A 14,294-nucleotide genomic window follows, 5' to 3' on the forward strand; every position below is an offset into this window, starting at 1 on the left:
CTTTCTGAACCCCCGCCTGTCGGGGGTTTTTTATCATTGATGGTGCGATATGGAATCAATCGAACAACAACTGACCGAACTGCGAACCACGCTTCGCCATCATGAGTATCTTTACCATGTGATGGATGCGCCGGAAATCCCCGATGCAGAATATGACCGCCTGATGCGCGAGCTGCGTGAACTGGAAGCGCAACACCCGGAGCTGATTACTCCGGACTCTCCGACCCAGCGCGTGGGCGCTGCGCCGCTGGCGTCTTTCAGCCAGATTCGTCATGAAGTGCCGATGTTGTCGCTGGACAACGTCTTTGATGAGGAGAGTTTCCTGGCGTTTAACAAGCGCGTGCAGGACCGTCTTAAGAGCAGTGACAAGCTGACCTGGTGCTGTGAGCTGAAACTGGACGGTCTGGCGGTCAGCATTCTCTATGAAAACGGGGTGCTGGTGAGTGCCGCAACTCGCGGTGATGGTACGACCGGTGAGGACATTACCTCAAACGTGCGGACTATTCGCGCCATTCCGCTGAAACTCCACGGCGATAACATTCCGACGCGTCTGGAAGTGCGAGGCGAAGTTTTCCTGCCGCAGGCGGGTTTTGAAAAGATCAATGAAGATGCTCGCCGCACGGGCGGAAAGCTGTTTGCTAACCCGCGAAATGCGGCAGCGGGCTCGCTGCGCCAGCTCGATCCGCGTATCACCGCGAAGCGACCACTCACTTTCTTCTGCTATGGCGTTGGCGTGCTGGAAGGCGGCGAACTGCCTGATACTCATCTGGGGCGTCTGCTGCAATTCAAAGCATGGGGGTTGCCGGTCAGCGATCGCGTGACGCTGTGCGACTCGCCGGAAGCGGTGCTGGCGTTTTACCACAAGGTGGAAGAGGACCGTCCGACGCTGGGTTTCGACATCGATGGGGTGGTGATTAAGGTCAACTCGATGGCGCTACAGGAGCAACTGGGTTTCGTCGCACGTGCGCCGCGCTGGGCGGTGGCCTTTAAATTCCCGGCGCAGGAACAGATGACCTTTGTTCGTGACGTGGAGTTCCAGGTCGGACGCACCGGAGCAATTACTCCCGTTGCGCGTCTTGAACCGGTACAGGTCGCGGGTGTGCTGGTGAGTAACGCCACGCTGCATAATGCCGATGAAATCGAACGTCTTGGCCTGCGCATTGGCGATAAGGTGGTAATTCGCCGTGCTGGCGATGTTATTCCGCAGGTGGTCAACGTGGTGCTTTCCGAGCGTCCGGACGACACGCGTCCGGTAGCATTTCCGACGCATTGCCCGGTATGCGGTTCAGACGTTGAGCGCGTGGAAGGTGAAGCGGTTGCTCGCTGTACCGGCGGTCTGATTTGCGGCGCGCAGCGTAAAGAGTCTCTTAAGCATTTTGTGTCTCGTCGTGCGATGGACGTGGACGGGATGGGCGACAAAATTATCGACCAACTGGTCGAGAAAGAGTATGTCCACACGCCGGCGGACCTGTTTCGGCTGACAGCCGGGAAACTGACCGGTCTCGACCGAATGGGGCCGAAGTCGGCGCAAAACGTGGTGGATGCGCTGGAAAAATCGAAATCGACCACCTTTGCCCGTTTCCTGTATGCACTCGGTATCCGGGAAGTTGGAGAGGCCACGGCCGCTGGTCTGGCCGCTTACTTCGGTACTCTGGAAGCGCTGGAAGTGGCGTCTATTGACGAGCTGCAAAAAGTCCCCGATGTGGGCATTGTGGTCTCCACCCATGTGTTCAATTTCTTTGCTGAAGAGAGCAATCGCGAAGTCATCGGGCAACTGCTGGCGGAAGGCATTCACTGGCCTGCACCGGTAGTGATCAATGCGGAAGAGATTGACAGTCCATTTGCCGGGAAAACGGTAGTGCTGACGGGAAGCCTGAGCCAGATGTCGCGCGATGATGCTAAAGCGCGGCTGGTGGAGCTCGGTGCGAAAGTGGCGGGCAGCGTCTCGAAGAAGACCGATCTGGTTATTGCTGGCGAAGCGGCCGGGTCCAAACTGGCAAAAGCGCAGGAGCTGGGGATTGCAGTGATTGACGAAGCGGAAATGCTCCGCCTGCTGGGTGTCTGAGATGGAGAAAGAGCAGCTCGTTGAGATTGCCAACACGGTGATGCCGTTTGGTAAATATAAAGGGCGTCGGCTGATCGATGTGCCAGAAGAGTATCTGCTGTGGTTTGCCCGCAAGGATGAGTTTCCGGCGGGTAAACTGGGCGAGCTGATGCAAATTACGCTGCTAATCAAAACCGAAGGGCTGAGCCAGCTGGTTCAGCCCCTGAAGCGCCCGCTTTAAACTTTGGCGGCGCGGCTGTCCTGCTGCTCCTGTAACTGTTCGGTCTGGCGCTTATAGCGGCGAGCCAGTACCGCACAGACCATCAACTGAATCTGGTGGAAGATCATCAGCGGCAGCACCATCATCCCAATGACGGACGTCGGGAAAAGGATGTTGGCCATGGGGACGCCGTTTGCCAGACTCTTTTTCGACCCGCAGAAAACAATCGTGATTTCGTCGGCTTTGTTGAAGCCGCATTTGCGCGCCACAACGATGTTTACAGCAATCACGATGGCGAGCAACACGATGCTGACCACGACGATAAACAGCAGCGATCCCCAGCCCACTTTGTGCCAGATCCCGTTCACGACGGCTTCGCTGAAGGCGGAATAAACCACCAGCAAAATTGACGTTTGATCGGTCTTCGCAATCCATTTTTTATTTCGTGCGACCCACTTGCCGATCCACGGGCGGGAAAGGTGTCCGAGCACAAACGGCAACAGCAGTTGCAGCATGATTTTCCCGACCTGCTCCAGACTGCCTTCTGCGCCATGAATATTCATCACCAGACTAACCAACAGCGGGGAGAGGAAAATCCCCAGCAGGCTGGAGGCTGAGGCTGAGCAGACCGCCGCCGCAACGTTTCCTCCCGCCAGCGACGTAAAGGCAATCGCCGACTGTACCGTAGCGGGCAAAATGCACAGATACAGAAAGCCGGTGTACAGCATCGGATCAACGTTGACCGGCGCCCACCAGGCAAACAATACGCCGAGCACCGGGAACAGAATGAAGGTGCTACACATCACCCACAGGTGTAACCGCCAGTGACTGCCGCCCGCGATAATGGCTTCGCGCGAAAGCTTTGCTCCGTGCATAAAGAACAGGAGCGCGATGGCCGCGGTGGTGATGCCTTCAACAACAGGCACAAAATCTCCCTCAGCGGGGAAAAATGAGGCCAGCAGGACGACCGTAATCAGGGTCAGCGTAAACGGATCGAGGATACGAAAAATATTCATAAATACTCCAGGAATTCGGTGTCCTTATTTTGCGTTTTTCATTTTGAGAAATAAAATTGATTTATTGCATCTATATATGAATCGAATCGATGAATTATTCACTGCGTCAACTTCGGGTGTTTGTCACTGTAGCCCAGGAAAAAAGTTTTAGCCGTGCAGGCGAGTGCATTGGCCTGAGTCAGTCGGCAGTGAGCCACAGTATTAAAGAACTAGAGCGCCAGACGGGCGTTAAACTGCTGGATCGCACGACGCGAGAAGTGGTGCTGACGGACGCCGGTCAACAACTGGCGGGTCGTCTGGAGCGACTGCTGGATGAGCTACACATCACGCTGCGTGAAGCGGGTAGGGTGGGCACGCAACTCACCGGGACGGTCCGCGTGGCGGCAAGCCAGACGATCTCCGCCCATCTCATTCCGCAGTGCATTGCGCAAAGTAACTTGCGCTATCCGGCGATCGATTTTGTCCTGCACGATCGACCGCAGCAGTGGGTACTGGAGAGTATCCGCCAGGGAGAAGTGGATTTTGGTATTGTGATTGATCCGGGGGCGGTGAGCGATCTGCAATGTGAAGCTGTGCTCTCCGAGCCTTTTCTCCTGCTTTGCCATGAGTCACACCCGCTGGCGACACGGGAATGGGTAAACTGGCAGGATCTCCGGGAGGAACGGCTGGTCTTACAGGATTATGCATCGGGTAGCCGGCCGCTCATTGACGCGGCGCTTGCGCACTTTGCGATAGAGGCCAATATTGTGCAGGAGATTGGTCATCCGGCGACGCTGTTTCCGATGGTAGAAGCAGGAATAGGTATTAGCATTTTGCCTGCGCTGGCGTTACCGCTGCCGCAGGGGAGCCACTTGCAGGTGAAGCGACTGACGCCGGTGGTGGAGCGGCAACTGATGCTGGCGCGTCGCAAGAATCGCTCGCTGTCGACAGCCGCCCAGGCGCTGTGGGAGGTCGTTCGCACCCAGGCGAATGCATTAACAAATTTACGTGCGCAGGATCCGCTTTATCAGATATAAACATCAATCTGATGGTCGTCGGAAGGATGATTAACGCCTTGCGCGTTTACCTGGGCTTGTTCCTGCTTTTGCTGAGCTTCTTCGGCCTGCTGGTGCTGTAACTGCGCCAGTTGTGCCTGCAACACTTTGATCTGTGTCTGGAGCATTTCTTGTTGTTTTTTCTTCTCTTCCGCGCTGCCAGTGCTATCCGGCACCTCTTTGAGCTTCTGCGTCAGTTGGGTGATTTTCTCCACAATCTGGGCGATCTGCGCGGCGGTACTGTTACCTGAAGCGGTTTTTACGCTACTCCCGCCGCTTTGAACGGAAGGGGTTGAGACGTTGATGGTGGTCATCGTGGTTTCCTTTTGCCATTAAACCTACGATATCGGCATAGAAAGACAGACCTTCAGTGCATCCTCCTATTTCTGGCAGGGACAATTAGCCTTCATACGCGCTTGCCGGGCCCAGGATTGATATACATTTGCTATCGATCATCCGGGAAAACTGTATTGGTAATCGATTGCGTACTCTCGCTATAACCATTACCTCCCTCACTCAATGAGTGACTAGCTGATTATAAGGACATCTCATGACTGACTCCCACTTTTCCCAGAATCCCTGGAACAGCGCTGATATTATCCGCGGCTATAAACCTGACTTCACGCCGCGCGTCGCTTTTATCCTTGGATCGGGTTTAGGCGCGCTGGCTGAGCAGATAGAAGATGTGGTGGCGATCTCTTACGAGAAGCTGCCTGGGTTCCCGGTGAGTACCGTTCACGGGCATGCCGGTGAGTTAGTGCTCGGTCATCTGGCCGGGGTTCCGGTCGCCTGTATGAAAGGACGCGGGCACTTCTACGAGGGGCGCGGCATGACCGTGATGACCGACGCTATTCGCACAATGAGGCTACTGGGTTGCGAACTGCTGTTCTGCACCAATGCGGCGGGGTCTCTGCGTCCGGAAGTGGGGCCAGGGAGTCTGGTGGCGCTGAGTGACCATATCAACACCATGCCAGGAACGCCGATGGTTGGGCCGAACGATGAACGCTTTGGTGAGCGTTTCTTCTCGCTGGCGAATGCCTATGATGCCGATTATCGTGCGATTTTACAGACCGTAGCTGCCGACGAGGGTTTTACGCTGAGTGAAGGCGTATTTGTTTCTTATCCGGGACCTAACTTTGAGACGGCCGCAGAGATTCGCATGATGCAAATTATCGGCGGCGATGTGGTGGGGATGTCGGTGGTACCTGAAGTTATCACCGCCCGCCACTGCGGACTGAAAGTGGTTGCCGTGTCGGCGATCACCAATCTGGCGGAAGGACTGGGGGATGTGAAACTCTCGCACGCGCAAACCCTGGCGGCGGCTGAACTTTCACGTCAGAACTTTATCGACCTGATTTGCGGGTTCCTGCGTAAACTGGCCTGAAACCGATAATAATAATGACCCCGCCAGCAGGCGGGGTTCGTACTCTACGGCAAGGAAGAAAAAAATGGGTATTGCGTCCCGATTAAAGATCATGTCGTTTATGCAATATTTTATCTGGGGAAGCTGGCTGGTCACCCTGGGTTCATACATGATTAACACCCTTCATTTTACCGGTGCCAACGTGGGTATGGTGTACAGCTCAAAAGGGCTGGCGGCGATTATTATGCCCGGCATTATGGGGATTATTGCGGACAAATGGCTGCGGGCAGAGCGTGCTTATATGCTTTGTCATCTGCTCTGTGCGGGCGCGCTGCTCTACGCGACGACGGTGACCGATCCGGACACCATGTTCTGGGTGATGTTGATCAACGCAATGGCCTTCATGCCGACGATTTCGCTTTCCAACAGTGTCTCATATTCCTGTCTGGCGCAATCAGGGCAGGATCCGGTGACGGCATTTCCGCCTATTCGCGTTTTTGGCACGATTGGTTTTATCGTTGCGATGTGGACCGTCAGCCTGATGGGCCTGGAGCTGAGCAATGCGCAACTGTACATTGCGTCTGGCGCATCGCTGCTACTGGCTGCCTACGCACTCACGCTGCCGAAAATTCCGGTCGCCGAGAAGAAAGCGAGCGCGTCGTTTGCCAGTAAGCTGGGGCTGGATGCGTTTGTGCTGTTTAAAAATCCGCGGATGGCGATTTTCTTTCTGTTTGCCATGATGCTGGGTGCAGTGCTGCAAATTACCAACGTTTTTGGTAACCCCTTCCTGCACGACTTTGCCCGCGATCCGCAGTTTGCCGACAGTTTTGTGGTGAAATACCCGTCCATCTTACTCTCTGTCTCGCAGATGGCGGAAGTCGGCTTTATTCTGACTATCCCGTTCTTCCTCAAACGCTTTGGCATCAAAACGGTCATGCTGATGAGCATGTTGGCGTGGACATTGCGCTTTGGCTTCTTTGCCTTTGGCGACCCGTCTCCACTCGGATTTGTTCTGCTGCTGATGTCGATGATCGTCTACGGTTGCGCATTCGATTTCTTCAACATTTCAGGCTCGGTCTTCGTTGAACAGGAAGTGGATTCGAAAATTCGTGCCAGTGCGCAGGGGCTGTTTATGACGATGGTCAATGGCGTCGGCGCGTGGGTTGGCTCCATCCTGAGCGGTATGGCGGTGGATTACTTCTCAGTGGATGGCGTGAAGGACTGGCAAACTATCTGGCTGGTCTTTGCGGCGTATGCCCTGGTGCTGGCGGTGATTTTTGCGCTGTGCTTTAAGTACAAGCATGAACCTGAAAAGCAGGCACAGCCCTCGCTGGCCCGTTAATCCCCCTTTGCGGCGGGCATATGTTGCCCGTCGTTCCTGTTCTGCGACGCAATGTGGTAATTTGGCGCATCAGTCCTCTCCTCAGGAGCGCATTACCCATGGAACGCACGCCTCGTATCGATCTCAAGTTACTGCGTTATTTTCTTGCTGTCGCCGAAGAGTTACATTTTGGACGCGCCGCCGCTCGTCTGAATATGTCGCAGCCTCCATTGAGTATTCATATTAAAGAGCTGGAACAGGAGCTCGGCACGCTGCTGTTTATCCGCCATTCGCGCAGCGTAGCGTTGACCCATGCAGGGAAAATCCTGATGGAAGAGTCACGACGTCTGCTTTCCAGCGCCAGCCAGGTGTTAGCACGCGTCGAACAGATCGGGCGCGGTGAGGCAGGGCGGATCGAACTGGGCGTGATCGGCACGGCGATGTGGGGAAAAATGCGCCCGGTAATGCGGCAATTCCTGAAGGACAATCCTAACGTTGAGGTGCTGTTTCGTGAAAATATGCCAGCGATGCAGATGGCCATGCTGGAGCGACGTGAACTGGATGCCGGTGTCTGGCGAATGGCGGTTGAGCCAGCGCCTGGGTTTACCAGCCTGCGATTGCATGAATCCTCTTTTCTGGTGGCGATGCCAGAAGAGCATGCGCTGACTGTGCGGGAGACCGTACCATTAGAAGCCCTGCGTAACGAATATTTCGTCACCATGCCTTCGATACACACTGACTGGGCATTCCTGCAACGCGTTTGCCAGAGTGCGGGGTTCTCTCCGATGATCATACGTGAAGTGATGGAGCCGCAAACGGTACTGGCGATGATCAGTATGGGAATTGGCATTACGCTGATTGCCGACAGCTACGCGCAGATGAACTGGCCGGGTGTGGTGTTCCGTCCATTAGAAGAGCGTATTCCGGCTGATTTGTACATCGTGTATGACCAGCAACAGGCGACACCCGCACTGGAACACATGATTAATGCCTTAACGGCGTAACGGGTACATCGCGTACTTTTTTGCTTCAACGTACCCGAACCGATCCCCGTTGTGGTGCCAGGACGTCTGGCCGTAGACCAATCATTGTATAGCATCACCAAATGATCCTATGCGGTTGATGGTTACGCAGGGAATATATGTCTGAACCAATTTCCGCAAGGATTATTCACAATTTCGGTAAATGAAAATGTAGCAATGTATATGCGGTAGGTGAAATTTAAATTTGTTCTTTTTTATTGAATTTTTCCGTTCGGGGCGTATGCTGAAGTAAAATAAATGGAGGTTGTAATGTGCGAAAGGATATTAAGGAACGCTTCTTTTGATCATGAAGGCACTATTCTGAGAGACTGTCAGGAACTATTCACAGAGCCAGGGTTATCTTCTGGGGCTGATCCTGTATTATTCAGATCGTTAACCCCCGGAGAGTTAAAGCTGGCGCAAACTCTATTTAAGAATATCATCAACTACGACAGAGTAAAAATATATTGTGACCGCAATCATTCAAGGTATCAATCTAAAGTAATAACCAATACCAGAAATGGTGAGATTCTTTTGAGTATAAACGAGTATAAATCTGATTTTTCAGCCGATTATACAAACTACCATGATTCTGTAACATATCCTCATTTGTTTATATTTGCCATTTCTTTTGTCTGGCAATATTATCGGCATGACTCTTCTTTTCATGATAATACCTATGCATCAACACGCTGGGATTCATATCATCTTGGTGAGCCTCATTTTATTTTTTACTCTATGGAACAACAGGCGGCAATGATTGCTGATTACTGGTTGCTGAAGAAACATGATTTTATGGAGTATGAAAAATTAAGCAGCTATAAAAAACATGAGCAATTTAATTTTAATATAAGAAAGGAGTTATTGGATAAATACCAATCTATTTTATGGATGCATATTCAAACTAGGTAATCATCCTGGCAATTTAATAGGCATTTTGTTGGAGTTATTACCTTTCTCGTATACATCCTTACCAAAACGTTCGAAAAACACCCTTATAGTTTTATTACTTTCCCACGCTTGCCACCGTCATCAATAAAATACGTTCCTAAACGCAATTTATCACTATCATCCTTTCTCATTAGAGTAAACTCCTCTACTAATGAATAATGTGTATAGGTTGAGCGATAAGTAAGCATCACCACATTAGCATTAATAACATTACTGGATATTAAATCAGACTTTATGAAATCGCCTAAGATTTCTTTTTTTCTCCTCATTAACATAAAAAAAACTTCTTTGCTTGTAATTTTCTGGAAATCATTAGTTCCATTTGCATACATATTAGAGAAATCATTTTTATTATATAAACTTTGAATGTAAACAACCTCTTGCTGAGCCTCGTTTCTTACTTCCGCATCACTCTGTATTAAAGAATGCGTTACAAGTCTTCCTATAAATACGACAAGTACAGCAAAAAAGAACGCTACCGCAATCAATATGCATTTCTTGCTCTTCATTTAATTACCCCAACAATTCTGTCACGCATCGAGAAATTTGAGAACACGTTAACTCCCCACCAAAAAAACCTAACCCAGGACCAGCGCTGAGTGCTCCTGAATAATTGCCAGCCGAATCCTTTGTTCCTGAACCAGAAAATTTACCCAATAATCTTCCTGAATGTATAATCCCTTTCGACTTGGTTTCTCCAGGAAATATACCACCACCAGAAATAGTCCCTGATATTGATAGCCCACCAGCAATTCCTACTCCGCTGTGCTCACAAAGAATATAGTACGCACAAATGTCACTATTTCCTGATGCCCTATTATTTGTCCCAATTGATATTTCAGTAGCAAAACTTCCTCCGCTAGATGTATCCAAAGAACCGCCAATATCAACTGAAAGAGAACAAGATGGTGGTAAATATGTTGGCCCATTAGCTACGTCTATTGCAGCAGCAGAATTATCGTAAGACATTTGACCTTCCGATGCGGCATTGGCAGCGGAATCTGCCCATCAAGGTAGAAACAGACTTTAATCTCATCACTATTATAATAATATTGAACGCCACTCGACATTCTTGAAAAATTAATTGCCTGACCCCATGCCCCCTCTTGTTAAGGATATCTACATTCTGTTTGAGATTTATAGGTATCATCCTCGATCGGAGAGGAACGATATTTTTGGCTATACCCTGCGGCCATTTTTTTTGCTTCGATGAGTTCTTCATTACTCATTTTTTTGGTAAGAAAATCAAGTTCATGTTGAGTACTTAAAGAACCATTAATATACGCAACATAATACCATGCGTAGGCTTTTTTATAATCTATCGGCGCTTCTCCATTATTTTCAGTATAAAATGACCCAAGATTAATCTGTGCCTGGACATACCCCTGGCATGCTGAAGCTTCGACCAGAGGTAAAACTTTATCCCGATCATTCGAATGGAGTCCTAATCCTTTGCCATAAAAAGCCCCCAGTGAATTTCTTGCACTCATAGAACCAAGAGCAACAGCTTTAAGATACCATTTCTCAGCATCAATATTATTTTTTTCAACCCCTAAACCGTTAGCATAAATTTGCCCCAGGTTGTTCATTGCATTGGTATCATTTTTTTCTGCAGCCTTTAATAGCCATTTTTTTGCTTCTGGATAATTTTTTTGTACGTTGGGGTTTGCGAGATACAGTGTGCAAGATTCACTTGGGCCTTTGTCATGCCTTGCTCAGCTGCTTTTTTATACCACTTTATCGCTTGTTGGGGATCACTTAAAGTGCCCCAACCATTCTCATAGTAAAGGCCAAGGTTAAATTGTGCCTGTGCATAACCTTGCATCGCCGCCTTATTATACCAGTAGAGCGCTTTTGCGTAATTTTGACTTATACCATCACCATTTCCATAAGCAACTCCCAAATCTGTTTGAGCCTCCATATTTCCACTTTTTGCTAACTTGGTTAGATATGATATATCAACCGCCCTTTTTCTTTCTTTTAGATTCAAGTTTTTATTTAAGTAATGAAAACAAGAAATAATTAGTAAGAATGTTAGAGTTAATGTGATTTTTATTATCAATTTGTTTTTTTTCATGTTACTGTGACACCTTTATAAGTAAGATGAATGAATTTTCACTATATTATAATAAATAATGACTATTGTTTTTGTTCATAGGATAAAAGTGTATCAATAAGATAATCTGATACCTTATTTTGAAACTTGCTGCTTCCTTTATTTATAATGCTTTTCCCGCAGATCCACGCTAAATTCTTTGGATTTCTTTCACCATCTTTTATCATAGAATTAGCCACGTTTTCGATACATGCTGAACCTTTTTCTGCTACGGTCGCCACTCCGAAACTCATACCAGCCATAGCAATGACGGCTGAACCTTCTGATATCCCGAGTACATATTCAGATAGCGGATTGTAGGCATTATGCATTGTTTCCATGTTATGTATCACTCCCGCTGCATCACCCGGTGACAGATGGGTTACAGCTGAACTTGCCTGCTGGCAATAATTGCTAAACCCATTACCAAAATCTCCTATCCCGTTTAAACCTAAAGGATCTCTATATGCGACAGGATTTAACGGATATTGATACAGATTCCACCCGCCTTCCAACCCAATCGGATCCTGCGTGATATACCTTCCCTGTGCTGGGTCGTAGTACCGGTGCCGGTTATAGTACAGTCCGGTCTCTTTATCCCACTGCTGCCCCGGCAGACGGATGAGCTGTTCCAGGTTATACGGGTTATCTTCCCGCAGGATATTCCCCCATTCATCAAACTCTGCGCGCCACGCAATGGCCCCGTTAACGTCAATCAGTGCCAGCGGCAGGCCCCGGTGGTCGCAGTGGTACAGGTGGATTTTACGTTCCGGCGTGTATTCCGGTTCCAGCTGATTTTTCATCTGTTCCGGCGTCAGGCCGCACTGTGCCAGCCACGTCCGGCTGGCTTCGCTGAGTTCCCCGCGCCGTAGTTCCGCTTCCAGATTATCCACCATCGCCACCAGTTCCGGCGGGAAGGTCACGTTTGCTTCCTGCTGAAATTTCTCCGCCAGCGTGCGGCGGGTGGCTCTGGTCAGTTCTCCGGTAGCCGTTTCAATACGGATGAGCGGCGTGAAGCTCCCAGGCAGGTACACGGTCTGGATGCGGGTTTTGTCCGTCTGCGTGGTGGTCAGCCGGTTGCCATCCCAGGCGTACCACACGGTTTCCTGCAGCGCCGGCTGTGAACACGAGCCATCGTGATATACCGTACATGCCCACACCCGTTTGCTGACGCGGCGGCCCGGCGGGTCGTAAAGATAGCGGCTTTCCGTCAGCACGTTGCCCTGTTGCATCCGGCGGTAGTGCGTCAGCCGGTGCTGGTTATCATAGCGGTAATGATGCACGACGCTGCCGTGCGGGCGTATCCGGCGCTCGTCTTTCTCTGTCAGCCTGCCGTGTTCGTCATAATGGTAAAAATTCTCCACATCCTGGGTGATGCGGTTATCCGGGAAGCGTTCCGGCAGCATCGGGTATCTATCCCGTTGCGCTGTCCGGTTGCCCGCGGGGTCGGTGAACGTCCACTGCGCCAGGTCGTGGTGGGGCGACTGAATGTGTGTGCCGAGGAGCCTCCCGGCGTCGCTGTACTGATAATCCCGCTGCTCATGCTGCCCGCGGATGCGGACCAGCTGTCCGCCGCTGTTCCAGGTGTAGTCACGGTTAAGCTGGTGAATGTTGAGATGATGGAGCTGTAGCTGACCGGCCGGGGTGTATGCCGTGGTCAGGTCGTATTCGCCGAAGTGGCGCTGTCTCTCCCGGTGCAGGCGGTCGCGGGTAAACTCAACCAGCGGCGTGTCGCCGAGCTTCATGCCGGTCAGATAACCGCTGCCGTAAGTGAGCCATTCTACCGGCGGCAGATTATCGGGGATAGTCCGGGTCGCCAGCCCCTTCGTATAATCGTGCCGGGTGATGTGCTGCCACAGCAGCTCTCCCGTTTCGGGATGCTGCACCGTCTGGCGTTCAAGGTTCATCCGTCCCTGTTTATCGTACTCATACTGCACGGCGACGCGGTGGCCGTCGCTGAGATGGCTGACTTCGGCCAGCCAGCCGCGCGCGTTGTACTGCCAGCGCTCTGCCTCCTCGTCATTCACCGTTCGGTATGTCAGCCGGTCTGACGCATCGTAATGCCAGAGGGTGACAAGGCTTTCGTCCTCACTGCGGATAAGCTGCCCGGTAATACCGTACTGATAACGCTGCGTCCTGCCGTCAAAGCCCGCTTCCTGCACCAGCCTGTCCAGCACATCATAAGCGAAGGTGGTGTGGCTGCCGTTTTCGTTGGTCAGTTGCGTCACACGACCTGCGGCATCGTATTCTACCCGGCGTGTCAGGCCGCCAGTGATGGTGCTCACCGGATGTCCTGCGGCATCATACTGCGTCTCCGTGAGTACGCCGTCCGGGCCAGTGACCGCCATCAGGTCGCCCGCGATGCTGTACTCATAGCGGGTTTCGTGGCCCTGTGCATTTTTCTGGCTGACCAGTCTGCCCCGGTCATCGTAAGCACGGTACTGGCTGAGGCCTTCTTCCTGATGAAGGGCAGTGACCTGACCGAAGCGGTCATATTCGTAACGGGTCTGGTAGCCTGAGCAGTCGGTGAAGCTCAGCAACTGCCCGTAGCGGCTCCACGTCATCTGTTTCCGGCTGCCGGTGGCGTCTTCGGTGGCGGACGGGTATTCACTGTGCGGGTCAGCATACACATAGCGGGTGGTGCTGCCGTCGCGCAGGATTTCGGCGGTGAGTCTGCCCTGAACGTCGTATTCCTGCCGGCTTTGCAGGCCGTCCGGGTATACGGTGTCCGTCAACTGGCGCTGGCTGTTGTAATAAAATTCAGTACGCCTGCCGTCTGGCGCGACGATTTCTTTTAACTGGCCGGAGCCGGGACTCAGGCGGTATTCCGTCTTGCGGCCCGCCGCATCGGTCTGTGCAATAAGTCTCCCTGCCGGGTCGTATTCACTGTGAATGGCGCTGCCATCGGAGCGTTCCTGTTTCACTACCCGCTTCAGCCCGCCTTCGCCTTCGGTGTAAAGCACTTCCCGGCGGTTCAGGCTGTCGGTGATAATGACGCGGTTCTGTTCATACGAGTAGGTATAGCTTAAGCCTTCCGGGTTACGCTGTTCCGTTACCCGCCCGGCGATGTCATAGCGATAGCGTATCTCTGGTCTGCCCGCATAACGGTGTGCCACCATGCGTCCCGGATGCGGCGGGTCATACGTAAAATGGCGTACTGCCGTGCCGCTGCGGTCGTATACCGTTGCCAGTTCGCCACGCGGGGAATAGTCGTATCGCGCCAGCGGC

At 51.6% G+C, this 14,294-nt stretch carries 14 protein-coding genes; 7 read left to right on the forward strand and 7 right to left on the reverse strand.

What is annotated here, in order from left to right; all coding sequences use genetic code 11:
• The first annotated feature begins 49 nt into the window (after nt 1-49).
• Both ligA and OGW13_RS01485 read left to right on the forward strand, forming a co-directional pair.
• Entirely contained in the window at nt 50-2,065 is a 2,016-nt protein-coding gene (gene ligA / locus OGW13_RS01480; protein ID WP_287115494.1) for an NAD-dependent DNA ligase LigA, read from the forward strand.
• Nucleotide 2,066: 1 nt separating this feature from the next.
• Nucleotides 2,067-2,285, forward strand: coding sequence for a DUF3820 family protein (locus OGW13_RS01485; RefSeq protein ID WP_042317684.1), 219 nt, complete (start codon nt 2,067-2,069; stop codon nt 2,283-2,285).
• Here the strand turns inward: OGW13_RS01485 and OGW13_RS01490 are convergent.
• Nucleotides 2,282-3,280: a bile acid:sodium symporter family protein gene (locus OGW13_RS01490; RefSeq protein ID WP_287115495.1), complete on the reverse strand. Its 999-nt coding sequence runs from the start codon at nt 3,278-3,280 to the stop codon at nt 2,282-2,284. The genes OGW13_RS01485 and OGW13_RS01490 overlap by 4 nt on opposite strands.
• Before the next feature lie 89 nt (nt 3,281-3,369).
• Between OGW13_RS01490 and OGW13_RS01495 the strand changes: the two genes are divergently transcribed.
• A complete protein-coding gene (locus OGW13_RS01495; RefSeq protein WP_042999914.1) occupies nt 3,370-4,296 on the forward strand; it encodes a LysR family transcriptional regulator in 927 nt (308 codons plus the stop codon).
• Here the strand turns inward: OGW13_RS01495 and OGW13_RS01500 are convergent.
• Nucleotides 4,287-4,628, reverse strand: a complete 342-nt coding sequence (locus tag OGW13_RS01500) for a FlxA-like family protein (protein ID WP_287115496.1) — start codon at nt 4,626-4,628, stop codon at nt 4,287-4,289. The genes OGW13_RS01495 and OGW13_RS01500 overlap by 10 nt on opposite strands.
• 236 nt (nt 4,629-4,864) lie before the next feature.
• On the opposite strand from OGW13_RS01500, the gene xapA reads away from it, so the two are divergent.
• From xapA to OGW13_RS01520, 4 genes are all read left to right on the forward strand, one after another.
• Nucleotides 4,865-5,698 (forward strand): xanthosine phosphorylase, encoded by an 834-nt coding sequence (xapA, locus tag OGW13_RS01505; RefSeq protein WP_061069804.1) that lies wholly within the window; start codon nt 4,865-4,867, stop codon nt 5,696-5,698.
• A 64-nt stretch (nt 5,699-5,762) separates the two neighbouring features.
• Nucleotides 5,763-7,019: a nucleoside permease gene (locus tag OGW13_RS01510; protein ID WP_042999917.1), complete on the forward strand. Its 1,257-nt coding sequence runs from the start codon at nt 5,763-5,765 to the stop codon at nt 7,017-7,019.
• A gap of 98 nt (nt 7,020-7,117) precedes the next feature.
• Nucleotides 7,118-8,002, forward strand: a complete 885-nt coding sequence (locus tag OGW13_RS01515; RefSeq protein WP_061069805.1) for a LysR family transcriptional regulator — start codon at nt 7,118-7,120, stop codon at nt 8,000-8,002.
• Between the two features lie 276 nt (nt 8,003-8,278).
• Complete coding sequence (locus OGW13_RS01520) at nt 8,279-8,932, forward strand: hypothetical protein (RefSeq protein ID WP_225851823.1); 654 nt, start codon at nt 8,279-8,281, stop codon at nt 8,930-8,932.
• Between the two features lie 83 nt (nt 8,933-9,015).
• On the opposite strand, the gene OGW13_RS01525 is transcribed toward OGW13_RS01520, so the two are convergent.
• From OGW13_RS01525 to OGW13_RS01545, 5 genes are all read right to left on the reverse strand, one after another.
• Nucleotides 9,016-9,480, reverse strand: coding sequence for a hypothetical protein (locus OGW13_RS01525; protein WP_287115497.1), 465 nt, complete (start codon nt 9,478-9,480; stop codon nt 9,016-9,018).
• A 4-nt stretch (nt 9,481-9,484) separates the two neighbouring features.
• Entirely contained in the window at nt 9,485-9,940 is a 456-nt protein-coding gene (locus tag OGW13_RS01530) for a hypothetical protein (RefSeq protein WP_287115498.1), read from the reverse strand.
• A gap of 140 nt (nt 9,941-10,080) precedes the next feature.
• Nucleotides 10,081-10,650, reverse strand: a complete 570-nt coding sequence (locus OGW13_RS01535) for a tetratricopeptide repeat protein (protein WP_353622470.1) — start codon at nt 10,648-10,650, stop codon at nt 10,081-10,083.
• Entirely contained in the window at nt 10,590-11,048 is a 459-nt protein-coding gene (locus tag OGW13_RS01540) for a tetratricopeptide repeat protein (protein WP_287115500.1), read from the reverse strand. The genes OGW13_RS01535 and OGW13_RS01540 overlap by 61 nt, the downstream gene beginning before the upstream one ends.
• 62 nt (nt 11,049-11,110) lie before the next feature.
• On the reverse strand, nt 11,111-14,294 hold a 3,184-nt coding region (locus tag OGW13_RS01545), incomplete at its 5' end, for an RHS repeat protein (protein WP_287115501.1).

Origin of the sequence: Citrobacter sp. Ca225 (genome assembly GCF_030337175.1) — a bacterium.
GTDB lineage: Bacteria > Pseudomonadota > Gammaproteobacteria > Enterobacterales > Enterobacteriaceae > Citrobacter_A > Citrobacter_A amalonaticus.